We start from the raw sequence: 25,428 nt of genomic DNA on the forward strand, positions 1-25,428 counted from the left end.
GCGCGCACCGATTGAATATCGATGCGCACTGGCAGCATAGCTTTTTTCATCTGTCTACTTGACAGGGGTATGACCACGATGGATCGTGAAGGATACGGCTTTTTTATAGGAACTTATAGATGCCCTTTGTATGGTGTACTCATGATATGGCGCAAATAGGACGCAGTCGATCTAATCCGGATCTGCAGCTCCGTGTTACACGGATGCCCTGGCTGCTCCTTTGGCTGAACGTACCTCCGTACGAATTAGATTGAAGATCATCAAAATCAGCACAACCAATTGTGGGATGAATGTCTCCCATGTCGGATACATGCCAAGCCAGCCAATCGTCGGCAGACTCGGTGCGACATGCGCACCAAGCGTTGCCGAGACTTGAAGGGAATGAATGCTCTCACCAAGGAATCGAAAGACCAGATAATAAATCAGCAGCGTAGCGGTCAGGAAGAACCAACGTACAGGCAGACGTACACTGAACTGAATGATCGCCACAGCCAATATAATCAGGATGAGCAACGCTGCTCCCATACCAATCAACATCTGCGAGGTCTCAATTGCAGGCGCCATACCGATATAAAAGATTGCTGTCTCCGCACCTTCACGCAATATGGCGAGACCCGCCACAGCGAAGAGTGACCACAGACTGCCCCGGGCAAGTGCACCGCCTACCTGTCGCTGTACATAGCTATTCCAGGAGCGGGTATTCGATTTGCTATGCATCCATTGTCCAACCGTCAACATCAGTACAACCGCTGCAAGCCCTGTATACCCCTCAATCATCTCCCGTGTGCTGCCCGAAGATGCCACTGCCAGGGTCAGCGACAGTACAATGGCCAGCGCCGCGCTGAGCAGCAGACCACTACCCGCTCCAGCCCAAATCCAGCGCCGGGCCGCAGTCTCTCCACTCTTCTTGGCATAAGCTAACAATGCAGCCAGTACCAGAATGGCCTCCAATCCTTCGCGAAGCAGGATCAAAGCCGCGTCCCAAGCCGTATATGAGGTGGTAGCCGTTAACGGCTCCAGACGATTGATCATTCGGGATACAACCTCGGCTGCCTTCGCCGTGTTTGGCGGGTTCGAGACGACGTATCCGGATGCTTCCGCCATTTCATTCTCAATGGCCGTATATGAGGCCGGAGATGATATCTGCACCTGACCTTCAACCAAAGGCCAGGCAACAATGAACTGCTCCAGCCCCGTCGCAGCAGAAGTGGTGTCCCCCGCCTGAATTTGCTGCTTTATTTGCTCCAACAATTTCAGCAGGTCGGACAATGAAGAAGCACCTGACGATGCCACCGCATCCTCAACTTCCCCTTCCTTGAGCGTCCCTGCACTGTAGTCTGTAAGCAACGTAACTAGATCCTGCATACGCTCTGTTGCCTGCTCTTCCTTGCGTGGCTCCGCCTGCATGGATATACGAACCAGACTGATGTCTTTCTCCAACTGGCTGTAAACACCAAAATGATCCTGACGGATCGGAGCTTCGGTGCTTTTCCAGGCTGTAACGATCCGTTTATAGGCAAGCTCTGCCTGTGTCCAGTCACCCTGTTCCATTGCACTCAAGCTTTTACGTGCATCCGGCAATAGCTTTTCGGCTGCTTTACGGCCTGCGCCACTGCTCTCTTCCGCACCCTGAAACGCCTCAATATACTGATTGGTCGCACGGGCCAGATCGGCCAGTGCTTTCTTGGCTGCATCAGAATCATTGCCAGACAGTGCCTGTTCCGCTTTGGACAAGGCATCGCCTACACTACTTACGGCCGTGTCAACCTGATCTGCGTTCTGCTCAGGCTCCAACGTGCTGGCACTATCCCACAGTTGCCGGAATTCGGCAACGTCCTTCGTGGCTTCTGCCAGCTTGCCTTGTCCCGCTTCAACCAAGGCGCTGCCCACAGGCGGTAATAGACCATCTAGTTGCTTTTGCACAGACAGCTCATGGTTTTGCAGCCCCTCGGCAGAAGCGTGTGGGACTCCCTGTAAACGCATCACCCCGGACCCCACCATCAGGAACACCAGCAGCATCAGCAAGGAGCGCATAAGCCCTCCTTTGTACTGCCGCTTTTGCGCCTTCCGCTCTGTGATCCTGCCCATCATTTCATCCTCCCCATTTCTCTGAAACCGTTCATTGCCATCTATATAAATTGAACAAAAGAATATTTACACTTGCCACTTCGATGACAGAACAACCTTCCGATCGCTGTTATCCCCAGTTTTTTTATTTCTATTTTCCATCGGGAAAAATCCGGGGATAAAGGCGAACGCTCCGCTTCTTCAGGTTATTTCTGTCCCCTACGTTCTCGTGTAAATGTTTAGTTCAATCTATATAGCTATTTATTAAATTAAGGTGTCCCCAATATATCCGCCATTGGTAGTCCCAGGGAAACAGGCAAATACAGCACTGCCTGTGTGCACGGTATATTCATTCAGCTTATCGTTCTTTGCCAGTCGTTCCTGAATCGGAATAAACTGCTTCTCCAGGTCCCGTTGATAGCTAATGAAAAGCAAGCCTGCATCCAGCTGTCCGGTCTTGGCATCGAGTCCACTCGAATACGAGTAGGAGCGGCGTAAAATCTGCTGGCTGCCGTCACCCTTCGCTAGACGCAGATGTGATGTTGCCGGAATGACAGGCTGTCCATCGGCGGACTTGGCCTTCAGATCTACCGGATCGAACTCGCCGCGGCTGCCGAGCGGCGCACCGCTGTCCCGGTGGCGTCCAAAAGTCGCCTCCTGGTCTTTGAGTGTGGAGCGGTCCCACACCTCCACACGCATGCGAACCCGGCGGACGGCCATATAGCTGCCGCCGGCCATCCACCCCGGACCGTCAGCCGGCTGTGCCCAGACGGTCTGGTCCATCAGCACCGCATCCGTGGTATCCGGATTGCCGGTGCCATCCTTGAAGCCGAGCAAGTTGCGCGGTGTTCCACCCGCAGGATCAGCTCGGCCCGTGCGCTGGAAGCCTTCCTGCGTCCAGCGCAATACCGCATGCCCGCGAGCGATGCGCGCGAGATTGCGGATGGCATGGAAGGCGACCTGCATATCGTCTGCGCAGACTTGTACGCACAGGTCGCCACCACACCACTGCGGGTCCAGCGCATCTCCGGTGAATGCCGGCAGATCGCGCAGGCCCTTGGGCTTCCGGCCCTGCAGCCCGAAGCGCCCGTCAAACAAAGAGGGCCCCACACCAAACGTCAACGTGGTACGTGACGGTGTCAGGCCTGCCGCTTCACCCGTATCGGTGGGCGGCGTATTCAGCGTTGTATTATGTTCGCCGATCATCTCTCCGGCGGCCATGGCAGCGGAAGCCGCCGTCCAGTTCTTGAACAGGCGGCGAAGATCATCCGCACTTCCCGCCGTTACATCAAAGGCGGCAAAGCAGATGAAATCCTGAGCCGGGGTAATAATGCCCGCCTGGTGCTTGCCATAGAAGGGCAGTGCCTTGTCCGGCGTGTTCACGTCCACACCCAATGTCGCCGGACTGCTTTTGCGGCCCAGCGCCATCAGACCGCTGGCACCGCCTCCACCCAAGAGCAGACCCAGCCCGGCCACGCCGGTCAGCTTCAGCATTTCACGCCGTGACAACGGCTTTTTCAGCGAATCCTTTTTCTGATCAGTCATCGTTCTACACTCCCAGTACCTGTCCCATGTTCGACAGTGGCTCGGCCAATGCATCCAGGTTCTGGCTCAGTTTTTTCACGTCCTCATCCTTCAGCTTCTCATAGGAAACATACCCGTCTCCATCCTTGAATGGAGCAAGCTCTTTCTCGAGCGCATCGAATCGGTCCGCAATCTGTTGATTCAGATCTTTGTCCTGGGCAGCCAGATCATCCTTGACCAGGTTATAAATCTCGCGTGCTCCCTCTACATTCGCCGCAAAATCATACAGATCCGTATGGGAATAACGTTCCTCTTCACCGGTTACCTTGCTGGAGGAAACCTCATTCAGCAGTTCTACCGCACCCGTTACCATCAGGCTTGCATCAATGTCCATCGTCTCAACTTTGGCACGCAGCAGCTTCGCATCACTCAACAAGGCATCCGCAAAGTCAGTCATGCCTTCGGTCGTCTTATCTTCCCAAAGTGCTTTCTCAATCCGGTGGAATCCACGCCAATCAGCTGCCTCCACATCTCCGTCACGCGCATCAATATTCGGGTCCAGATCCCCAAGCGCCTCGGCTACCGGTTCAATTCGTTCATAATACATACGAGCTGGTGCATATAATGATTTGGCAGTCTCCAGATCACCGGCTTTCACGGCATCCGTGAACTTCTCCGTTTGCTTCACGAATTCATCAATCTGCTCGATTGCAAATGAGCGATAGCCATCCACTGCAGTTGTATAATCGTCCCCGGTCACTTCCTGATCTGCTGTATCCGCAGTTTCGGTGGAAGTTTGATTTTCGCTTTGAGCAGCAGGTTGTTCTACCTGCTTGTCCGAAGCTGCTTCATTGTTGCCGCAAGCGGCGAGTAAAACCGAAGTTGCCAGCACAACGGCTGGCAATGCCAATATTTTTTTCAACGCGATGCACTCCCTATTGGTTAAACTGATTTGCCTGTACGTACACCGCACATATTATGTCGATGAGTACAAAGCTTGGATTAACGTTCACTTTGTGATAATGATTATCAATTTCGGTAATGACATCATAATTCCAGCGTATACTTATGTCAATATGAAAATAAGGGACCGGTTTAGCCGCATACTCATGTGGAAAATACCGGATACTATTTCCTTTGAAAACATAGACAAACTTCGTCATCAACCGTTAAAATGAGACAAAATGTCTATATGATCTTAATTAATGAAATTGGAGGCTCATGTCATGAAATGCCCAGTATGTAATCATGAAAATGGAAATGCCAGTTTTTGCGAGAGGTGCGGCTCTAATCTGACTCCTTCCTCCCCTAATACAAATAACGCTCAGGATCAACATTCTGCTGCTGCCGAACCTGAATATACCCGTTGGTCCAGCACACAGGCGACACCGTCCCATACTCCCGTTTCATCCAGCACACCTTCTCCTCCCAGACATGTACAGCACGTATCTGATTCTTCCAGCTCAGACGGCCATACGTCTTCGGAAGACAACAACACCAATCAGTGGAACAACATCGTACAAAATGAGAAAGTTCAGCAAGCCAAAGAAGTAAGCAAACAGTATCTATCCTATTTCCTTAGCGTTCTCACCCGTCCTTATCAAACCATGAAAACCGTTGGAGAACAGCATTCACTTAATGGTTGGATCACGATGGCTCTGATCGCAGTTCTATCCTCTACATACTTTTTAATCACATTTAGCCGGATGGAAATGGACGGATTGTTCATTGGCGGGTATATCAGACCGCTATTGTTCACCGCCATTTCTCTGGTCGTAGCTGTCGCATTGATCTATGCCATATTGAAGATTGAAAAAATAACGTTTCGTCCCAAAATACTGGTTGCCCAGTTCGGTACATTACTCGTACCTGCTATAGCGTCGCTTGTTCTGGCGAACCTGTTTATTGTTATCTCGTATTCCATCGCCATCTTCTTCCTTGTTGTTTCATATGTAATTATCTTTGTATCTCTTAACGCGGTGCTGTTCCAGTATCCGCTTAATCGTACCAAGGCAGCCATCGACAGCATGTACAGCGTGCTGATTGCCAACGTTGTTTTGTTTTATATGTTATATCGCTTGATCGGCGGAACGATCATTGGAATGATTAGCCTGATGTTTTCTCCATACGGTCGTATCTAGTATCTAGTTCAAAAAACTTTTACGATGACTCTCCCTGCTTTTACAAGGAGGGTCTTTTTTTGTGCTTACACCGTCGCAGATTGCACTCGTTGCGTTTTATACACTATAATGTGTAGTGTAAAAGGTATGTTCTTTTTTACGTAAGGATCGGAGGCAAGAAACACTCCATACTCACACGGACTATTACTTTTACTATTGCCAATAACACTACACAATGTAGTGTTTTGCTCATCCAATTTTACTAAGGAAGGAAGAGGAAATCGATATGGATATGGATATGAATATGAATCATATGCAAATGGAGCATGATGCAGGGACATCTTACCTTTGGCTTATCGTTGGTGCAATCGTTCTGTTGCTCTCCATCGCAGCTTATATCTGGTCTTCACGCACCCGGAAGTCTGTACTGGCACATATGAAGAAGAATGAACGAGCTGTGATTAAAAAGAAAACCCGGTCCATCCGCCTGGCTGCTCATGCACTACTGGGGGTGTCGATCGTTGCTTTTGTTCTTTTCTTCATGCAGGGCGCACTCACCAAGTATGATGTAGCAGATCTGAATGCTGGTGCTGCCATCGACGTGACGGACGATAAATACTACGGGGCAGATCATACGGAAGAACCAATCCAATATGAGATGACCATCCCAACGTCTGGACCTCATAACCCGCATGATATCAAGTTTGGATTTTACACCGATTTCCCCGGCTATCCTTATCTGGTACATAATCTGGAACACGGTGATATCATCATTTATTACCGTGAGAATGCAAGTGATGAACTGAAGGAGCATCTGAAATACCTTGCCAAGTTCCGCAAAGCTGGATCAGGTATCCTCGCTGTACCGAACAAGGACATCCCCGAGGGCAGTGAGGTCGTTGTGACGGCATGGACCAAAACCATGAAGCTGGACCAATTCGATGATGCCAAAGTAGGCACTTTTATTAATAAATATATTAATCAGGGACCGGAAAAGATCCCTGCTTCCATTCGTCAGGGCGGTGGAACGATGTAACGAGCACTTCCGCTGATTGCTTCAACATTTGAACACGAGAAATCACCCATCTCGTTGTAGAGCGGGGCGAGTTGAATAGGCACCAGGGTAACATAACAAAGCCGCATGGCGGAAACCGGGGTATCCCCGGCTACTCTGCCTGCGGCTTTATTTTGTTGCCATCTTCATGGAGGCTGGCCTCGCGGCTGCCTGAATTAGTAGCGCTGCGGAGCAGCTTTTTTGCCCAAATCCGTCATGTACGTGAAGAACGCTTCCGGATCAGTATCATACACGAGCTGTACTGGACGTCCGTCTGCTTGTTCCACTGTACGGCCTTGGCTTGGACCATCCGGGATAACGATACAGTTCACCGTTTTCTTCTTCACGATGTCCTCACGCCCAACCGAAGCTGTAGTCAGCACATCCCACAGGTAGTATGTGGAATTCGTTTCACTGTACACCAGTGGCGGACATCCTGCGTAACAGTTGCCCAGGAAGTCAACGCCTTCGAAGCGACGCTCTGCAGCCCAACGGTTACGCACAGCAGGTGTCAGAGGTACTTTATTCGTACTTTCCAGCGCAACCAGATCAATCTGGATGCCGCTCTGCCATACACGGTAAGCCGCTTCCGGGTCCCAGAATACGTTCCATTCTGCTGTACCATCGTGCTCAGGCTCTTCGACGTTCCCTCTTTCGAACGTACCACCCATCCACACGAGCTTGTCGATTTTCTCTTCAATATCTGGTGCTTCGTCCAGTGCACGCGCGAGGTCCGTCAGCGGTCCTGTGAACAGGAGCAGCGTTTTGCCTTCGGTGCTGCGCACTTTCTCAATCAGATGCTGGTGAGCCGGAACGGCAGACAGAGGAGCGTCCATTTTGCCGGATTCATTCAGTACTGGAAGTGCATCTACATAGAAGGAATGCAATCTCCACGCCGCAGGAAATGGATTTTTCCCTCTGGAGTTGGATTTTGATACCTCTACGGAATATGTGCCGAAGCGATCGATAATTTTACGGCTGGCATCTGTAGCTGGCTCCAGATATCCGTCTGCCGGAATAACCGATACACCGGTTACATTTACATTGTCCATTTGCAGAAGCATGAACAGCGATACGAGGTCATCCACGCCGCCGTCATGGTTAAAATACACATTAAGTTGGTTCGTCATGCTTGTTTTCATCCTTCCCCCTGGTTGTCCCATTGATGTTCATCCCGTCCGTCTGCCTGTGGCTGACGTTACCTCTATTATGTCCCAAAACCCTTCGCTACGTAAACCTTCCACATCTAAAGAAAGCAGGAAAAACGCCTTGCTCTGCGGATATTTTACAGTTCCACCATTCCATCTCAGGCCTTCCCGTTCCAATCTCCAATTTTGAAAATGGTAAAAAGATAAGGACAGCAGGCTTGAGGCCCCACTGTCCTTGTCTGAATCCATCCATCGATTACATGGATTGATTTTGTTTCTCTTTGGATTTCTCTGCAACAGGCATGTACTTGCCTGGCCAGAAAGCCCATTTGCCCAGCAGAGCTGTAATGGCTGGCACCATGAACGGTCGAACGAGGAACGTATCGAGCAAGACACCCGCAGCCGTGATGATCCCGAACTGCACTAGCACCTGAATCGGCAGTGTTGCCAGTACGGCAAACGTACCTGCGAGAATCAGACCCGCGGAAGTAATAACCGATCCGGTTTCACCCACACCTTCCTTGATCGCTTGGCGAAGCGGCATCGTTTTGCGTTTTTGCCAGATGCTTGAGATCATGAAGATGTTGTAGTCCTCTCCCAGTGCCACGAGGAATACGAAGGAATACAGCGGAATCGCTCCCTGAATGGCATCTGCGCCGAGTCCATAGTGAATGATAAGCCATCCCAGGCCTAGCGCCGAGAAATAGGACAAGACTACTGTGGCAATCAGATACGCCGTCGCTACAACCGAGCGCAAATATAACAGCAGCAATAATGTGATCATCCCGATCACCACCGGAATAATGATGCTGGCATCCCGCTCTCCAGTGACTTCGATGTCATACTGCTCAGCCGTCTGACCGTCGATCCAGACATGGCTGTCCACACCTGTAATCCCTGCGTCTGTTAACGCCTGTTCGGCCGTTGCCCGCAGATCCGGGATATGCTGCATCGCTTCCATGGAGTATGGATTGAGATTGAACTCTACATCGTAAGCAGTGATGTTCGCATTCTCGGCACCCTGCTGCGCTTCACCTACCTTACTTACGTAATCCAGCGATTCCAGACGCTGTTTCAGATCCGTTTCTTTGCCCTCGGTGTCGATCATTACTTTGGCAGGAGCCAATTCACCTTCCGAGAACTGTTCCCCAATGACCTTGAAGCCTTCGCGAGAAGACACATTCTCGGGGAAGGACGATAGCAAGTCATACGTGAATTTGATTTGGCTAGAGAAAGCAGCCAGTCCACCCAACAACACCAGCGTAATCGCAAGAACTGTCCAAGGTTTGGTTACCACCGTACGGCCAATCCAGCTTTCCTTGATTTTGCGCGGTGCAGGAGCCGGTTTGCCTTTTTTCTTGGCACGCTCCACTTCCATCTCGTGTGTACGCGGTACAAACGGGTAGAAGGAACCCCGACCGAAGATCGCCAGCAATGCCGGAACCAGGGTCAGGCTCGCAATAAACATGATGAAGATGGATAAACTGAATGGTACGGCAAAACGGTGATACGCACCGTATTCAGCGAACAGCAGCACCAGCAGCGCTGCTACAACTGTAAATCCACTCATGGCAATTGCACCGGACGATCCGGTAATCGCCTGGAAGAGTGCTTTCTTTTTATCCGGCTCATGATAGAGAATTTGACGGAATCTGGAGATCATGAACAGGCAGTAGTCCGTTCCTGCACCGAATAACAATACCGTCATAATAGAGATGGACTGCGCGTCCACTGTAATCCAGCCCTGATCCGCCATAAATCCGAGAATCGGACTGGTGACCATATAGGCGAACCCAACTGCAATAATCGGGATAATCGCCAGTACTGGCGAACGATAGATCAACAGCAACAGCACAAGTACCAGCACAACGGTTGCAATCAGCAGGGATACATCCGCGGATGAGAACAGTCCACTCGCATCAATCGATATCCCAACCGGACCCGTGACCCGTGCACTTAGTGCGCTGGCATCATCGATGGCAACGTCAAATGGGTTGGAACCGAAAATATCTTTCGTTTTCTGCTCCAGTGCTTTAATGCCTTCCTTCAACTGTGACGAATCAGCTTCCTTATTAAAAAAGAGCGGCATAACCAAGGTGCTTCCGTCCTCCGAAAGCTGACCTTTCAGAGCCTGTGGCGGCAGCTGATATAGAGGTACCACAGATTGCTGCTGCTCGACCGGATCCTGATCCAGTCGCTCCGTTAACGCTTGAATGTTCTCAATCTGTTCATCCGTCAGCCCGCCGGCTTGACGCCATACGATGAGCGCGGGAATGCCTTCGCCGCCGGGAAATTCTTTCTGGGCAACTGCTGCCGCCTGCACCGATGGCTTGGAATCACTCAGATCCTGAGCGTTATTCGTTTCACGGTCACCTACAGCAGGCCACACCACACCAAGAACAACCGCGATGATGATCCATACCAACAGTGTAATCCATTTGCTTCGTTTGCCGGCAACCCAGCGGCCGTAGCCCGAACCTTCTTGCATTGTCTCTTCATCTCCCTATTCTGGTTCTATGAAGCCGTTTTTATGTGATAAATATAGAAATGAACCACGGGTCATAGTATAATTGATTTAATTATATATACCGGAAGGTTAATATTGCAAATACTAATTTTGTGAACACTTTTAGTACAGCCAACATGAATAAGTAAAGAGGTATGCAGCCATGAGCAATAAAACGAACCCTCCCCGCTCGCCGGGCAGACCCAAAGCCGGTGCCGATCAGGCATCAGCTCAGTCAAAAATTTTGATGACCGCCTCGCGGTTATTTATGGAATACGGGTATGAACCCGTCTCCCTTCAGCAAATTGCCTCGCTATGCGGTGTGACCAAGGCATCGATCTATTATCATTTTTCCAGCAAACCGCAGTTATTCACCGTCGCCATCACCAGCATGATGGCCATGGGCATGCAGCAAACAGCTCTTCGTATGGATGAACCCGGTACATTGCAAGAGAGGCTGGAGAAAGTCGCAGAAGGACGGATGCAGCAATCCCATGTCGATACCGAGACCATGATGCGTGAAGCCAATATGTATCTGGATGCAGATCAGCTAGCCCAGATCCGGGAAGCCGAGGTCCGCATCTATGAAGTCCTCGCCACCCACTTCAAACGGGAGATGGATAGCGGATATTTACGTTCAGCCAATCCCATGTTGCTTGCTCACGCATTCACGTCCTTGCTGATGCTGGCAAATCGAGAAGGCGTGCGCGACATGCATGAAACGATTGCCGATCTGGCACGTGAGCTGGTCGCTTTATTTTTGGACGGAGCCGCTCACAAGGTATAAACATCTTTCCAGGCCTTTGCCAATGCGGCGATCCGCTCAATCGTCTCGCGTCTCGGCAGCAATTTGAACTCACAGGAGGAAAAACCCATGTCCCAACCAACACCATCCCCACGCATTCCACGTCTAATGGAAACGAAGCGCATCTATCTGCGTCCTTTTGAATCGACAGACGTTGATGGCTATTTCCCCGGATTGTTTGACGCCGAGATGCGCAGACTCACCGGGACACAAAACAGCTTCACCCGTTCCCAAGTAGAACGTTACATCGAAAACGCAGCACAAGATGACTCGCGACTAATGATGCTAATTGCCTTGCAGGAAAATGACCAGGTCATCGGGGATATTGCCCTAATGGACATGCATACCAAAAATCGGAGTGCGCACATTCGGATCGCTATCGATAACACAGAGCACCAAGGCAAAGGCTATGGAAGCGAGGCTTTGCTACTCATGCTGGATTATGGCTTTGGTATCTGCAATCTGCACCGAATCGAGCTTGAAGTGTATGCCTTCAATCAGCGTGCAATTCGTACATATGAGAAGCTCGGATTTCAACGCGAAGGTGTACGGCGAGATGCCTTGTTTTACAATCATCAATATCACGATGCCATTCAGATGAGCATACTTGAGGATGAATTCCGGGAACGGCACGTCAGTAATGCTAGCAATCAGGTAGCGGAGAGCTAACGATTAGTCCATTTACCTGTTCAAAAAGAAAAAACCGCGGATCCACAACCATCCCCGGTTAGAAAAGATGACCCGCCTGCATCAACGCTCGGCGGTCGGGTGTCTTTATATTCAAGTCCCATTCATATTGTCTGCCCCCATCCCATCCATCTTATCAAAGAACGATTTGGAAGGAATGCTTCGGGCTGCGCTTAATTCTCCTCAAGCGGGTCCGGGTTGTAAATAGATCCTGCAAATACCCATGCATCTGTAGACTCATCTACTACAGCGATCATAAATGGACGATTCACATTCATCTTCACCGGATCTGTTGGCGGAGCACTTCCAGCCTCCATTCCCACCATTGTTGCAGCAGCGGCTACAGTACCTTGCTCGTTAACCTCCATCACGGCGCGATGCTGTATCTGACCAATGTATGCCTGCAAGTTCGGCCCGGGAGAAATCATTTCCGTGAAATTAGCAGCATAAGGGTCAAAGGCCATTTCCATACCCAGCTGTTGCAATGTTTCTCTTAGGTTCACGCCATACTCCGCACGAAAACGCGGCAAGGACAGATCAACTAGGCTGTATTCGGAGCCACGATCAATCCGTTTCGGAGCATCCAGCAACTGCTGCTGAACCTGATCCAGCGTACGTCCCTCTCGCGGCAAGACGACGAGCAGATGCATCTGCCCTTCTCCGTAAGGAAGCCTAACCGCCTGCCAGTCCTTATTCTCCGAGTATTGGAACTGCTTCTTCTGATGCATCATCGGCACAGATAGTGCCTTTCCATTTGCCAGCTTGAACTCGTCGTCCGTCGTGTACTCCGGGTCAAACTCATCCATCCAGTTGCCATCAAATGCAATAGCATTCACGAGAATCATCAGCGCTTCTTTTTCAGGCGGCTCCTGCATCAAGTTTAAAATCATGCCTTCGGTGTGCTGCTTCACCCATTGATTGATCTCTTCTTTTGCTTGTGTTGGTTGTCCATTGAGTGTCCTGAGCTCAGCTTCATAGGTTTGCTGTATGGTAGTTTTATACGTTTCCTCTACCGGAATTCCGTCCTTCATCCACATAGAGTTGGCGATGCCAATCTCAATTCCATTACCCGGATGGGTCAACAACTGCTGTAAAGCAGCCTGAGAAGCATTCACGCGCTCCATTTCTAGCCCCGACCAACCCATCACCTCCGCCATCTCTTGCCTAGTCTCACCTACGCTACCGTTATAGGCCATGCCAATCGCCGCCGCAATGCTGTAAGGGGAGATCAGCAGATTATTTCCGTCACCCTTCTCTTTTGCGCTCATCTGTTGAAGGATGTGCAGCCCCATGGTGTTCATCGCTTGAATTCTTTCGGGCTCGATCTCTTTCAGAGCAGCATTTCGTTCTGACTCGAATAGCTCCTGATCCGAATTGAATTGCATCTTATTTGGGTCCTCCTTTGCCGAACAGCTTGTAATGATTAGCCCACATATCCAACATACTAACAGTAGCGCTCCTAACCTTGTATGCATCGTAATCCCCCCTCATCCGTAATACTCAGATACCCGTCATAGCGATTCAGTGATTTCCTTTTTTTACTAGACGTACGGTTGAGAAAAAAGGTTACTTTACACTCATATGCCAAGGTCATCAATTTCTACTGTAGAAAACACCATTCAAAACGACTCAAAACGGTTATATCTATACCATATACGAATGGAGGGATTCCCTATGATTCCGGCAACGTTGGAACAATTGGAGCAAGTTCGCAAGGAATGCCGCACCATGGTCAAAAAGAGAGCTACCGCTTCCGCTGGTACAACACTCGTTCCTCTTCCCGGTACAGACGTACTGGCCGATGTGGGGATGCTCATGCAGCTATTGCCTGCCATTAACAATAAATTTGGATTATCTCAAAAGCAGCTCGATGGTATGGACCCTGAGACCAAATCCATGATTTACGGATTCGTCATGTCGATTGGAAGCAAAATCATCGGACGTATGGTCACCAAGGAATTGGTGGTACAGGTACTGAAAAGAGTCGGGATACGCGTAGCCACCAAATCGGTCGCCAAATTTGTTCCGTTTGCAGGGCAGGGATTGGCTGCCGCGCTCAGCTTCACAGCCATGCGTTATGTCGGCAACAAACATGTTGATGACTGTTATGAGGTCGTGAAACGCATGATCGAGCAGCGTGAACTGATACCGGGCGAGCCGGCACCTTCTGCGCTTGAGGAGTCAAACGAAGATCCAAAGCTGGAAGTAAAGACGTCATCCGGCGACAACGCAGATGCACCTGCGAAGGAGTCTGACGATCAGTAAGAAATAAATAAATAATTTATGATAGTAGTGGATAAACGTCTAACGAATCGAGCACGCTCTATTTCGTCCAATTCCACCATTCCAGTGTTGTAACGAACCTCAGACACTTTATTTCGCCATTCGGTGCGACTTTCGCTGCTTTTTTACTACTCTTCTGCGAGTTAGCGTGTCTCCAGTTCGTTAGCTTTGACATTCCACGCTAATCACCAATATAAGCCGTCCTCGATTCGTTAGCGTCGGGAGACAAGACACCATACCTTGCACCGTGCATTGCATCGCATGATACACTGCCTGCTGCCCACAAATCACACCATTGGGCAGACAAATAGCCGGGATCACCCAGAGGGTGCCCGGCTATTTTTAACGCTGCCTGCAATCAGATCGCCTGTGGCTGCTGCTCACTAAACTGACTGTTGTACAGATCAGCATAGAAACCCTGTTTCTCCATCAGTTCCTCATGATTGCCCTGCTCAATTACGTTACCATGATCCATGACAAGAATCAGGTCGGCTCCGCGAATGGTGGACAATCTGTGGGCGATGACAAAACTGGTGCGATCCTTCATCAGATCATTCATCGCTTTCTGGATGAACACTTCGGTCCGTGTATCAACACTGCTCGTGGCTTCATCCAGAATCAGAATGGCCGGATTCGCCAGAATCGCTCTAGCAATCGTTAGCAATTGCTTCTGACCCTGGGAAATGTTCGATGCTTCTTCATTCAGCACCGTGTCATATCCATCAGGCAAGGTACGAATAAAGTGATCGGCATGGGCCGCATCGGCTGCCTTGATGACTTCCTCTTCCGTTGCGCCTTCTCGGCCGTAGGCAATGTTGTCACGGATCGTTCCGTTGAACAGCCAGGTGTCCTGAAGCACCATCCCAAACAGGCTGCGCAGCTTGCCGCGTTCCATGTCCACGATATTCACACCGTCAATCGTAATTTGACCATCCTGAATTTCGTAGAAACGCATCAGGAGATTGATCAGCGTTGTTTTACCCGCTCCAGTCGGCCCAACAATGGCTACCGTCTGTCCAGGTTTCACATCAATATTCATATTTTGAATGAGTAACTCATCCGCTTTATATCCAAAATTCACACCATGGAATACAACCGCACCCTGTGGCTGCTGCAATTGTACCGGTTTCGAAGACTCTGGAACCTCTTCCTCTTCGTCCAGCAATTCAAATACCCGCTCCGCCGAAGCGATCGTGGATTGAATGATATTTGAGATGTTGGCAATCTGGTTAATCGGCTGCGTGAACTGACGGGAGTACTGAGTGAATGCAAGAATATCCCCGATGGAGATGGCACCACGCGTAACAAAGATCCCGCCGACCACACAGATCAGCACGTAACCAATGTTACCTACAAACGTCATCAGCGGCATGATAATCCCCGAGATAAACTGGGCTTTCCAACCGGACTCATACAGTTCTTCGTTGACTTTTTCGAACTGCTCTACCGAATGTTCTTCCCGGCCAAAGGCTTTAACCACCTTGTGTCCGGTGTACATTTCCTCAACATGACCATTCAATTCACCAAGTGATTTCTGCTGGCCGGCAAAGTGTTTTTGCGAACGGGATGCCACCAGCATCACAACAACTACGCTTAACGGCAGTGTCAAAATGGTAATGAGGGTCATCCATGGACTAATGGTCAGCATCATGATGATAACCCCGACAATGGTGACGACAGACGTAATGAACTGCGCCAAACTTTGCTGGAGTGTATTACTGATGTTGTCCACATCGTTTGTCGCCCGGCTTAATGTTTCCCCGTGGGTACGGGAGTCAAAATATTTCAGTGGCAGACGCCCAACCTTGGCACTGATCTGCTCACGCATGTCATACACAACTCGCTGAGCTACACCAGCCATCAGGTACTGCTGAATGTACATGAAAGCTGCACTAAACAGATAGAGCCCCACCAGCAGATACAAGACTTTCATCAACGCAGGAAAATCAATTCCGGCCCCCTGCACACCCCGAAGGATGGCAATAGCGCCTTGACTGAGAATATCCGTTCCTTCCGCCATGACCTTCGGACTGATGATGCTGAACACGGTGCTTAGAATGGCTGCGACCAGCACACCCAGCAAACGATAGCTGTGAGGCTGAAGATACCGCATCAAGCGCCGCATTGTACCTTTGAAATCCTTCGCTTTTTCCACCGGAGGCCGCATGCCCATTCCGCCTCCCGGATGACCCGGTCCGCCAGGGGGACGAGGTGACTTGCGTTCTGTACGTTCACTCATGCGATCTCCTCCTCTGTCAGCTGGGAGGATACAATCTCGCGATACACTTCATTGTGCTCCAGCAGCTCTTTATGTGTTCCTGAACCGACAATCCGTCCTTCATCCATAACCAGAATGCGATCGGCATTCATAACCGTACTTACGCGCTGTGCCACAATAAGCACTGCTGCTTCCGTCGTTTCGGACTTCAGGGCAGCACGAAGTTTGGCATCCGTTTTGAAATCGAGAGCCGAGAAGCTGTCGTCAAAAATATATACTTCCGGACGGCGTACAAGTGCGCGTGCAATGGACAAACGCTGCTTCTGTCCACCAGATACGTTGTTGCCTCCCTGCGCAATGACGCTGTCGTAACCGTCTTTCATTTCCGTAATGAAGTTCTCTGCCTGGGCCGTTTGAGCGGCATGAACAATTTCCTCCATTGTGGCGTCATCCTTCCCGTGGCGGATATTCTCCGCAATTGTTCCGGTGAAAAGGACCGCCTTTTGCGGTACAAACCCGATTTTGGCCCGCAGATCTTCCTGCCGAAGCTCACGGACATCTGTTCCATTCAACCGTACACTGCCCTCCGTTACATCATAGAAACGTGGGATGAGACTGAGCAATGTAGATTTCCCTGAGCCCGTACCCCCAATAATGGCCGTGGTCTCACCTGGATGTGCTGTAAATGAAATGCCTGACAACGCAGCATTTTCTGCACCCGGGTAACGGAATGTCACATTATCGAACTCGATCGTACCTTGCAATGCACTCATGCTGCGAGGCTGATCAGGGTTACTCAGATCCGGCTGCATATCCAATACTTCGTTGATCCGCTCTGCCGAAGCTGAAGCTCTTGGAATCATGACAAAGATAATGGAGACCATAATGAGAGAGAACATGATCTGCATCGCATACTGAATAAACGCAATCAGTGAACCGATATCCATATGCCCGCTGTCGATACGCTGTCCACCGAAATAAAGGATGGCTATCATCGAAAAGTTCATGACCAGCATCATGACAGGCATTAATGTCGCCATGAGCACATTCACTTTAATGGAAACGTCCCGCAGATCCGTATTGGCTCCATTAAAGCGGGCACGTTCATGTTCCCCACGATTAAAGGAACGAACGACACGAATCCCTGTTAATTGCTCACGTAGGACCAGGTTGAGTCGGTCCAGCTTTTTCTGAATTTGTTTGAACAAAGGCAGACCCTTCGCACCAATCAGTGCAATGGCTCCCGCCAGCACAGGCAAAACAACCAGGAAGATGGTCGATAATTTGGCATCCTGGGATACCGCCATGAAGATACCACCGATACACATCATTGGAGCCATAACCATCATGCGCAGCATCATCGTTAATACGTTCTGAACCTGTGTAATATCATTTGTGGTACGGGTAATCAACGAGGCTGTACCTAATTTATCAAATTCCTGCAGTGAAAAGTTCTCCACATGGCGGAACACTCTGCTGCGCAGTTTTTTGGCAAAACCGCCCGCTGTGCGGGAAGAAAGATAACTGGCTGTTATGGAACAGGCTGTACCTGCAATCGCGATCAACAGCATCCAACCGCCAATCTGCCAAATATATGGCACATCCCCTTTTACTATACCGTGATTCACGATATCCGCCATCAGGGTCGGCAAGTACAGTTCAGCTAATGACTGTAACAGCACCAGACCCAATATGAAGAAAATGGGGATTCGGTATGGCTTAAGCATGCGAAACAGTTTCATCATGGCTTATCATCTCCTTCTGTAGACGTATCTGTCTGTTGAGAAACTCGTGTATCAAAAAAGGTGTACACCTTGGTTAACAACTCCGCTAATTGAAGACTGTCTTCCTCACCCAGATGCTCAACAAGCTTATTGAAAATCTCCATGCGCTCCTGATGAGCCGCCCGAATAATTTCACGGCCTGCTTCAGTAATCGTAATCCGAACTGCGCGGCGATCCTCCGGGTCCATGGTTCGTTCAACCAGTCCCTCGTCTTCAAGGCCCCGAATGACAGGCGTAATCGTCGGTGATTTTACACGTAATAAAGCACTAATTTCCGATACTTTCAATCCTGGATGATTCGAGTGTAGTGTATCGTTAAAATTTGGAGGATTATCCTGCCAATTCAGTCGTTCTCCCGGATGCACGCCGTGAAGCAAACAACCTAGAACCATAATTTCATTATGATTGCGCCCATGAGGTTTATGCTGTCTCCATTTGCCTTTACTAAACTGCATGATGGAGTATAAAACCTTCTGGGCGACCGGATTTATACCAGTCATCGATGTCCCCCCCTTTTTTTTATTATCATTCCATAGAGACCCAACATCATAGGATATCTATTAAATAGTATTCCAATTAAATAGCCAATCAATTAATTAGGTGTACTAAGTATATTCCTGTGCAAATTGAAAGTCAAACAACAAATTCACACCAAAAAACCGTGACTTGAAAGCCACGGTTTCGAACCCAATATAGACGAATCAGGACTGCGAAGCAGAGACCGTTTTCAATGCGGATGCAAAAGGGAAATACTCCTTCGCATTGTTGTAGGCAATGCCTTGAACGATTTGTCCAAGTAGTTCCATATCATGCGGTACCTCGCCTTGTTCGGCCCATTCACCGATGAGGTTGCAGACCAGACGGCGGAAATACTCATGTCTTGTGTACGAGAGAAAACTGCGGGAATCGGTCAGCATGCCAACAAAGCGGCTGATTAGACCTACATTCGCCAGCGCCTTCATTTGAGCGAGCATGCCGTCCTTCGTATCGTTAAACCACCAGGCCGCACCAAGCTGAATTTTGCCTGGAATGCCGCCGCCCTGGAAGCTGCCCATAATCGCTGCGAGCACTTCATTGTCCCGAGGATTCAGGGAATACAGGATTGTTTTTGGTAACGCCTGCTCCTGATCAAGTGCATCCAGCAGGCCGATGACGGCTGAGGAAAGTGGCGTATCATTCACCGCATCATATCCGGTATCCGGGCCAAGCTGGGCGAACATCCGACTGTTATTGTTGCGGGCAGCATTAATATGGAACTGCATCACCCAGCCACGATCTGCATACAGTTTACCGAGGAAAGTCAACGTTACCGTCTTGTACTTGTCCTCTTCTTCCCGGCTAACCTTCTGCCCCGCGAGAGCCTTGGCAAATATAGCCCCTGCTTCCTCTCGTGTAGCCACACCGAAAGGTACATAATCCAGTGCATGATCCGATACTCTGCCTCCTACAGAATGGAAGAACTCCACCCGTGATTCAAGGGCAGCAAGAAATGAATCATAATCGGAGATCGCCGTTCCAGCTGCCTGTGATAGCTTGCCCACCCATTCCGTGAAGGTATCCCGGTTCAATTCGAGTCCTTTATCTGGGCGGAATGAAGGCAGTACGGCCGTATCAAATCTTTCAATCTCCTGAATCTTCAGGTGATATTCCAGGGAATCACATGGATCATCGGTTGTGCATACCACGGTGACATTGGATTTGGTAATGAGATCACGTGCACCGAATCCGTCACTGTTCAGCTTCGCATTTACTTTTTCCCAGATGGCGGGGGCGCTCGTCTCATTCAACACTTCATAGACACCGAAATAACGCTGTAATTCCAGATGAGACCACGCGTACAGCGGGTTACCAATCATCATGGGTACGGTTTTGGCATACGCCAGAAAACGATCGTAATCCGTTACGCCTTCTCCTCCCGTAATGTATTGCTCCTCAATTCCGTTTGCGCGCATCAGCCGCCATTTGTAGTGATCACCGTATAACCAAGCCTCTGTAATATTGCCAAAGGTCTTATTCTCGTAGATTTCCTGTGGACTGAGATGGCAATGATAGTCAATAATCGGCATGTCTTTTGCATAATCTTCATATAACTTGATCGCCGTTTCATTATGCAGTAAAAATTGTTCATCCAGAAAAGATTTCATTCGCCTCGCACGCTCCCTTTAGGTGAGTTTACGTTCATATGGGTTCACTTCCCAATCTTTACGCTACACTGTTTGCCCACAAAGTTCAATATAAAATGATAGCGTTATCACAAAAGGTTGATTTAGGCATATATCCTGGAACAAGGTATACTGTTTTTAATTGCAATTATACTGATTTGAAGATTGTGAGAAGGAGATGAATTCAATGAAAATTACATTTCTCGGTACAGGAGACATGTTCAGCGTAGAGCAGCACCACAACAGTATGCTGGCTGAATTCGGCGATACCCATCTGGTGATTGATTTTCCAGAGTCGAATGCGAAAGCATTGAAAGAATACGGGTTTCCAATGACGAATATTCACAATGTGTTTATTACCCATCTGCATGAAGACCATATTAACGGGGTACAGATGCTCGGATATTATTCACAGATTGTGGGCGACCGCAAGCCACGTCTGTTTATCCACGAAGAGCTGGTTGATCCGTTATGGAATATTTTATCCCCAGGTATGCGTTATACAACCGATGGAGAGCGTACGATGAGCGACTATTACTATATCGTACCTTTACCGGATGGAGGCACATTTGAGCTGGGGGGCGTGACGTTTGAGACTTTTCGAACACAACACGTGCCGGGCATGATCAGCAATGGCCTGCTTGCGAAGCCCTACTTCTACTATAGCGCGGATAGCACGCTGGATCAGGAAAGGGTAGAACAGGCCGCCGCAAACGTACAGCTGATTTTCCATGAATGTCATATGCATGACCTGGTGATCAAATCACACACCTCACTAAAAGATCTGCAACAGCTGCCTTCCGAAATAAGACAGAAAACCGTGCTGATGCATTATCATGATGAATACGCCGATGCGGACAAACGGGCACAGTTCAATCAAGAGCATGATCTAAGAATGGCTGGCACGCTGGAGTCATTTGAATTGGGAGTGTAGTTCTGTTTTTGAACGAGAACGAAACATGGGGAACCATTTCCTAATAACCAAATTAACCCAAAGAGGGTATCCCGGAGCCATTTCCACGGCAATGAGACACCCTCTTTGATTAGTGCTGTATATTTTATTCTCCCTGCTCACCCTGATCCGGGAGCGCCCATACGGAGACACCCCCGCCACATACATGAAAGGTAGCCCAGCCATCTTTCTCAATCATAATACTATCCTCACAGCTGTTCGTCAGATCGGTCCAGACTTCGCCAGCGCGGTGTTCGCCAACAAACATCCTTTTCTCACCATCATCACCATTCGAGATAACTACTGCACAACCGGAGCCTTCGATTTCTTCCACCCCACGACGTACCCATCCAATCGTGTTCGCGTGGTCGAAGTAATCCTCCTGCTCTCCATACGCTTTGTCGTAACGGGCGGACATCAGAATGTCCAGAATGTCCTTCTTGCCCTCAACAGGTTCGGGACCCCCAATGCCGTAGTAATCACCGTAAAAGACTACTGGGTAACCGTCACGACGCAGCAGCGTCAGCGCATATGCACTCGGCTTGAACCAATCGCCTACCCAGGATTCCAGCGCTTCATGCGGCTGGGAATCATGGTTATCAACAAACGTTACGGCATGTGTTGGATGCGTCTGTACCAGGGTATCATCAAAAATCTTGGAAAGATCAAAGTCCCGGCCAGCCAGAGAGGCTTCATGAAGTTTATAATGCAGGGACACATCGAACAGATCAATCTGATAGTCCACCGTATCCAGAAATTCACGGCATGCATCGAGATTGGAGTTCCAGAACTCACCTACAATGTAGAAATCCTGCCCCCGTTTGCGGAGCATCTCAGCAGCGAATTCCTTAATGAATTCGTGGTTGATGTGTTTGATCGCATCCAGACGAAAACCGCTGCATTGCAGTGTATCGATGAGCCATTTTCCCCATTGGAGCATTTCCTGCCTTACATCCGGGTGATTGTAATCAATATTGGCGAACATCAGGTAGTCATAGTTGCCGAACTCATCGTCGACATTTTGATTCCAGTTCTTGTTCTCCCCTGCAATGCGGAACACACCGCTCCGTTCTTCCTTTGCATCATAGTCAGTGCCGTTGAAGTGTTCAGCGTTCCATTTGAAAGAGGAATATTGATCCCCGCGGCCCGGAAAAGTGAATTTCGTCCAGCCCTCAATCTCGAACGGTTTGGAGATTTCCTTCAATCGATCATTGGGATCGACCTCAATCACCTTGAAGACTTCCGTCTCATCCGCACCGGCCTTATGGTTCATTACCAGATCCACATAAACGGCAACACCATTCTTCTGGCACTCGGCGATCGCCTCGACCAGTTCCTGCTTGGTGCCATATTTGGTGCGTACGCTGCCTTTCTGGTCAAATTCACCCAGATCGTACAGGTCATAGACGCCATAACCGGTATCCTCGGCAGATACGGCTTTGGTCACCGGAGGCACCCACACGGAGTCGAAGCCTTTGGCTTTCAGCTCTGGCGCCATTTCAGCTAATCGCTTCCAGTGGTTTCCGTCTGCGGCCAGGTGCCATTCAAAAAATTGCATCATCGTATGATTTCTCTTCATTCCCAACCGACCTCCTTGATTGCTTTCGAAGCGGACCATGGCACGGATCTCTATCGTCCTTGTTCGTTCTTCGTATGCTATCCAAGTAATACCCTTTTCGGCCTATGCTTCAATCATGCACAGAAAAGAAAGCTGAAAAATTCTCGGTTGTTCTTTGGCTATAAATTGTTATTAGGGTGAAATCCGTGTGTAGTCCTGCCATTCCTCAGGCAGCAATGAGCGATACGGCTCCTCGGTGAAACGATCATCCACCAGTACCAACACGCCCTTGTCCTCTTCCGTACGAATCAGCCTGCCGCCTGCCTGCAATACCTTGTTCATACCGGGGAAAACATAGGCATAATTGAATCCGTTTCTCCCTGTCCGACTATAATAATCGCGGAGTACGTTGTTCTCCAGACCAATCTGGGGAAGTCCGGCCCCGACGACCACAACTCCATTCAGACGATCACCCGGCAGATCCACACCTTCGGAAAACACACCACCCATAACAGCAAACACCAATCGTGTTCGTTCAGGATGGGGCTGGAATGCGTTCAGAAACGCCTCCCGTTCCTCTTCACTCATACCCTGCTCCTGCATTACGACTTCTGCCTCCCCCGGCTGTTCCATATACGTCCCGTGCACTTCCCGCATATACGGATAGGATGGGAAAAAGACGAGCAGGTTGCTATGGGGCCACTCTGCAACCAACTGGCGCAGCATATTGGCAATAGGCTGTCTGGAACGTTCACGGTCCCGATAGCGAATCGATAATGGCAGCAATCTTACATCCAGCTGCTCCCGCTGGAAAGGCGAAGGAATACGCAAAGTATAATCTTCTTCCTCCGCACCTAGCATATCCCGGTAATAACCAAGGGGTGACAATGTCGCAGAGAAATGAATCGTGGAACGGAACCCTTTGGCAGTCTGTCGCAGCAGCACGGATGGATCAAGGCAGAACAGCTTCACTCGTACTTCACTTCGCACACATTCCGCATAGGTAATGAAGCGTTCATCGTAGAGCTTGGCAATGCGCAGGAAATTCTGTGCGGTGAAATAGGCTTCCAGCAGCAATTCATCCGTCTCAGCATTTCCCGAACCGCCTTCAACAAGGCATTGCTCCGCAACCATGACAAAAGGCTCCAGCAGTTCAATCAGCTCCTCTGGCGCCTCTTGCTGCAGCAATTTGCCCTCTTCCCCGCCATTCTTGCGAAGCGTGATCAAATATTTATCGATGGCACCCGTACGATCAGCAATGGCTTTAGCAGCGGTCACACTATTGCCCAGCGTCTGGAATTCCCTTTTGACATCCAGAAAGACCGCCTTCTCCAGCTCTGCCGAAAACATCATTCGGCCCCGATCGACCAGATTATGCGCCTCATCGACCAGTAGAACCGTCTTACGCTTCTGCTCCTCCAACATGCGTTTGAGAGAGATGCGCGGATCGAAAATATAGTTATAGTCGCAGATCACCGCATCGGCTGCATACGCAGCATCCAGTGAAAATTCAAAAGGACACACCCGATGCTTGCGCGCGTACTGTTCAATAACCGGACGTGTCATTAACGTCTCATGCTCCAGCATATCCAGCACAGCTCCATTAATACGGTCATAGTATCCTTCACACATGCCACATTGTCCCGTATCACAGGCTTCCTCTTCCTTGAAACAGATCTTGTCCTTCGCGGTCAGACTGATCACATGCATCTTCAACCCTTCCGCCTGCATCCGGGCAAACGCCTCTTCTGCCGCAACACGCGTCGTTGTTCTTGCGGTCAGATAGAACAATCGTTTGGCTTCCCCTTCACCAATCGCCTTGACCGTGGGAAAGAGTACCGACATCGTTTTGCCAATACCCGTTGGCGCCTTCGCCATCAGTCCCTGCCCCTCGCGAATCGTCTTATATACCGCTCCTGCCAGTTTGCGCTGTCCCTCCCTGTATTTGCGAAAAGGAAAAGGCAGTTCTCGCACGCTTATATCGCGCTTCTCTTCATAGGCCACAATCATCTCAGCATATGGCGCATAGCCAGCGACCAGCTCTGCTGCAAACTGCTCAAGCTCCTGCCGTTCCAGCATCCGCCGAAAACGTCTTTCTTCATTGTTCACAGTGTTCACGTACGTAAGCTGTACCTGCATACGGGGTTCATCATGCTGAACCGCGTACATATAGGCATACATCATGGCTTGAGCCCAGTGTACCGGGGCCCCATCGCCCAGATCGTCCAGATTTCCCGCAGTGGATTTGATCTCATCCACCGTCAGTTGACCATCCAGACGAATCAGCCCGTCACAACGTCCCTCCACCACGTAGGTCAAATCTCCATGCTGCAGCTCCACTTCGAGAACCACTTCTTTCAGATCCTCTTCTGTGTAATCCTTCTGCACCCGCTGGTGTATCCGGGTTCCCTCCTGCATCGATGCATTGGTGCGAAACCCTGGACGTATGCTACCACTGCGGTACACATATTCCACCAAAGGCCTGACTGATATTCGAATTGCGGTTGTCATGCGATCACCCGTTCTGTTTGTAGTGACTATACTTTATCATGAAATATGC

The 25,428-nt window shown here is 49.7% G+C and carries 19 protein-coding genes; 6 read left to right on the forward strand and 13 right to left on the reverse strand.

The window, feature by feature from the left end:
• Positions 1–195: 195 nt before the first annotated feature.
• From P5G61_RS08085 to efeO, 3 genes are all read right to left on the reverse strand, one after another.
• Positions 196–2,088, reverse strand: a complete 1,893-nt coding sequence (locus P5G61_RS08085; protein ID WP_301246008.1) for an FTR1 family iron permease — start codon at positions 2,086–2,088, stop codon at positions 196–198.
• 243 nt (positions 2,089–2,331) lie between these two features.
• Positions 2,332–3,612 (reverse strand): iron uptake transporter deferrochelatase/peroxidase subunit, encoded by a 1,281-nt coding sequence (gene efeB, locus P5G61_RS08090; RefSeq protein ID WP_301246009.1) that lies wholly within the window; start codon positions 3,610–3,612, stop codon positions 2,332–2,334.
• A gap of 4 nt (positions 3,613–3,616) precedes the next feature.
• The gene (gene efeO, locus P5G61_RS08095) at positions 3,617–4,513 is read right to left on the reverse strand and encodes an iron uptake system protein EfeO (protein ID WP_301246010.1); all 897 of its coding nucleotides are present in this window, start codon (positions 4,511–4,513) and stop codon (positions 3,617–3,619) included.
• A 304-nt stretch (positions 4,514–4,817) separates the two neighbouring features.
• On the opposite strand from efeO, the gene P5G61_RS08100 reads away from it, so the two are divergent.
• Positions 4,818–5,732 (forward strand): hypothetical protein, encoded by a 915-nt coding sequence (locus P5G61_RS08100; RefSeq protein ID WP_301246011.1) that lies wholly within the window; start codon positions 4,818–4,820, stop codon positions 5,730–5,732.
• Positions 5,733–6,015: 283 nt separating this feature from the next.
• Complete coding sequence (locus P5G61_RS08105; RefSeq protein ID WP_301246012.1) at positions 6,016–6,747, forward strand: DUF3105 domain-containing protein; 732 nt, start codon at positions 6,016–6,018, stop codon at positions 6,745–6,747.
• Between the two features lie 194 nt (positions 6,748–6,941).
• Here the strand turns inward: P5G61_RS08105 and P5G61_RS08110 are convergent, their stop codons facing one another.
• Both P5G61_RS08110 and P5G61_RS08115 read right to left on the reverse strand, forming a co-directional pair.
• Positions 6,942–7,895 (reverse strand): nucleoside hydrolase, encoded by a 954-nt coding sequence (locus tag P5G61_RS08110; RefSeq protein ID WP_024629901.1) that lies wholly within the window; start codon positions 7,893–7,895, stop codon positions 6,942–6,944.
• A gap of 274 nt (positions 7,896–8,169) precedes the next feature.
• Positions 8,170–10,401 (reverse strand): MMPL family transporter, encoded by a 2,232-nt coding sequence (locus P5G61_RS08115; RefSeq protein WP_301246013.1) that lies wholly within the window; start codon positions 10,399–10,401, stop codon positions 8,170–8,172.
• Between the two features lie 181 nt (positions 10,402–10,582).
• Between P5G61_RS08115 and P5G61_RS08120 the strand changes: the two genes are divergently transcribed.
• Together P5G61_RS08120 and P5G61_RS08125 are read left to right on the forward strand one after the other, a co-directional pair.
• Positions 10,583–11,206, forward strand: coding sequence for a TetR/AcrR family transcriptional regulator (locus P5G61_RS08120; protein ID WP_301246014.1), 624 nt, complete (start codon positions 10,583–10,585; stop codon positions 11,204–11,206).
• Between the two features lie 87 nt (positions 11,207–11,293).
• Positions 11,294–11,893 (forward strand): GNAT family N-acetyltransferase, encoded by a 600-nt coding sequence (locus P5G61_RS08125; protein ID WP_301246015.1) that lies wholly within the window; start codon positions 11,294–11,296, stop codon positions 11,891–11,893.
• 191 nt (positions 11,894–12,084) lie between these two features.
• On the opposite strand, the gene P5G61_RS08130 is transcribed toward P5G61_RS08125, so the two are convergent.
• Complete coding sequence (locus P5G61_RS08130) at positions 12,085–13,296, reverse strand: serpin family protein (protein ID WP_301246016.1); 1,212 nt, start codon at positions 13,294–13,296, stop codon at positions 12,085–12,087.
• 289 nt (positions 13,297–13,585) lie between these two features.
• Between P5G61_RS08130 and P5G61_RS08135 the strand changes: the two genes are divergently transcribed.
• Positions 13,586–14,176, forward strand: coding sequence for a hypothetical protein (locus P5G61_RS08135; protein WP_301246017.1), 591 nt, complete (start codon positions 13,586–13,588; stop codon positions 14,174–14,176).
• Positions 14,177–14,375: 199 nt separating this feature from the next.
• Here the strand turns inward: P5G61_RS08135 and P5G61_RS08140 are convergent, their stop codons facing one another.
• The 5 genes from P5G61_RS08140 to uxaC form a co-directional block, all read right to left on the reverse strand.
• Positions 14,376–14,552 carry a hypothetical protein gene (locus P5G61_RS08140; protein ID WP_301246018.1) on the reverse strand — a complete coding sequence of 59 codons (177 nt, stop codon included), beginning with the start codon at positions 14,550–14,552 and terminating at the stop codon, positions 14,376–14,378.
• Complete coding sequence (locus P5G61_RS08145; RefSeq protein WP_301246019.1) at positions 14,553–16,433, reverse strand: ABC transporter ATP-binding protein; 1,881 nt, start codon at positions 16,431–16,433, stop codon at positions 14,553–14,555.
• On the reverse strand, positions 16,430–18,157 hold the full coding sequence (locus P5G61_RS08150; RefSeq protein ID WP_301246020.1) for an ABC transporter ATP-binding protein: 1,728 nt from the start codon (positions 18,155–18,157) through the stop codon (positions 16,430–16,432). The genes P5G61_RS08145 and P5G61_RS08150 overlap by 4 nt, the downstream gene beginning before the upstream one ends.
• A complete protein-coding gene (locus tag P5G61_RS08155) occupies positions 18,154–18,696 on the reverse strand; it encodes a MarR family winged helix-turn-helix transcriptional regulator (protein ID WP_301246021.1) in 543 nt (180 codons plus the stop codon). Before P5G61_RS08155 ends, P5G61_RS08150 begins: the two co-directional genes overlap by 4 nt.
• Positions 18,697–18,897: 201 nt before the next feature.
• Positions 18,898–20,340: a glucuronate isomerase gene (gene uxaC, locus P5G61_RS08160; protein ID WP_301246022.1), complete on the reverse strand. Its 1,443-nt coding sequence runs from the start codon at positions 20,338–20,340 to the stop codon at positions 18,898–18,900.
• A gap of 205 nt (positions 20,341–20,545) precedes the next feature.
• On the opposite strand from uxaC, the gene P5G61_RS08165 reads away from it, so the two are divergent.
• The gene (locus P5G61_RS08165) at positions 20,546–21,292 is read left to right on the forward strand and encodes an MBL fold metallo-hydrolase (protein ID WP_301246023.1); all 747 of its coding nucleotides are present in this window, start codon (positions 20,546–20,548) and stop codon (positions 21,290–21,292) included.
• A gap of 124 nt (positions 21,293–21,416) precedes the next feature.
• Here P5G61_RS08165 and P5G61_RS08170 read toward each other — a convergent pair whose 3' ends face one another.
• Together P5G61_RS08170 and P5G61_RS08175 are read right to left on the reverse strand one after the other, a co-directional pair.
• Positions 21,417–22,889, reverse strand: coding sequence for an alpha-amylase (locus P5G61_RS08170; protein ID WP_301246024.1), 1,473 nt, complete (start codon positions 22,887–22,889; stop codon positions 21,417–21,419).
• Positions 22,890–23,060: 171 nt separating this feature from the next.
• The gene (locus tag P5G61_RS08175) at positions 23,061–25,379 is read right to left on the reverse strand and encodes a helicase C-terminal domain-containing protein (protein WP_301246025.1); all 2,319 of its coding nucleotides are present in this window, start codon (positions 25,377–25,379) and stop codon (positions 23,061–23,063) included.
• Positions 25,380–25,428 lie beyond the last annotated feature (49 nt).

This window comes from Paenibacillus vandeheii, assembly GCF_030433635.1.
GTDB classification, from domain to species: Bacteria; Bacillota; Bacilli; order Paenibacillales; family Paenibacillaceae; genus Paenibacillus; species Paenibacillus vandeheii.

Coding starts and splice junctions, on each gene's coding strand:
- P5G61_RS08100 (WP_301246011.1), top strand. CDS start 4,818: ATGAAATGCCCAGTATGTAATCATGAAAATGGAAATGCCAGTTTTTGC.
- uxaC (WP_301246022.1), bottom strand. CDS start 20,340: ATGAAATCTTTTCTGGATGAACAATTTTTACTGCATAATGAAACGGCG.
- P5G61_RS08125 (WP_301246015.1), top strand. CDS start 11,294: ATGTCCCAACCAACACCATCCCCACGCATTCCACGTCTAATGGAAACG.
- P5G61_RS08115 (WP_301246013.1), bottom strand. CDS start 10,401: ATGCAAGAAGGTTCGGGCTACGGCCGCTGGGTTGCCGGCAAACGAAGC.
- P5G61_RS08165 (WP_301246023.1), top strand. CDS start 20,546: ATGAAAATTACATTTCTCGGTACAGGAGACATGTTCAGCGTAGAGCAG.
- P5G61_RS08105 (WP_301246012.1), top strand. CDS start 6,016: ATGAATCATATGCAAATGGAGCATGATGCAGGGACATCTTACCTTTGG.
- P5G61_RS08120 (WP_301246014.1), top strand. CDS start 10,583: ATGAGCAATAAAACGAACCCTCCCCGCTCGCCGGGCAGACCCAAAGCC.
- efeB (WP_301246009.1), bottom strand. CDS start 3,612: ATGACTGATCAGAAAAAGGATTCGCTGAAAAAGCCGTTGTCACGGCGT.
- P5G61_RS08085 (WP_301246008.1), bottom strand. CDS start 2,088: ATGGGCAGGATCACAGAGCGGAAGGCGCAAAAGCGGCAGTACAAAGGA.
- P5G61_RS08175 (WP_301246025.1), bottom strand. CDS start 25,379: ATGACAACCGCAATTCGAATATCAGTCAGGCCTTTGGTGGAATATGTG.
- P5G61_RS08155 (WP_301246021.1), bottom strand. CDS start 18,696: ATGACTGGTATAAATCCGGTCGCCCAGAAGGTTTTATACTCCATCATG.
- P5G61_RS08130 (WP_301246016.1), bottom strand. CDS start 13,296: ATGCAATTCAATTCGGATCAGGAGCTATTCGAGTCAGAACGAAATGCT.
- P5G61_RS08110 (WP_024629901.1), bottom strand. CDS start 7,895: ATGACGAACCAACTTAATGTGTATTTTAACCATGACGGCGGCGTGGAT.
- P5G61_RS08135 (WP_301246017.1), top strand. CDS start 13,586: ATGATTCCGGCAACGTTGGAACAATTGGAGCAAGTTCGCAAGGAATGC.
- P5G61_RS08170 (WP_301246024.1), bottom strand. CDS start 22,889: ATGAAGAGAAATCATACGATGATGCAATTTTTTGAATGGCACCTGGCC.
- P5G61_RS08150 (WP_301246020.1), bottom strand. CDS start 18,157: ATGATGAAACTGTTTCGCATGCTTAAGCCATACCGAATCCCCATTTTC.
- P5G61_RS08145 (WP_301246019.1), bottom strand. CDS start 16,433: ATGAGTGAACGTACAGAACGCAAGTCACCTCGTCCCCCTGGCGGACCG.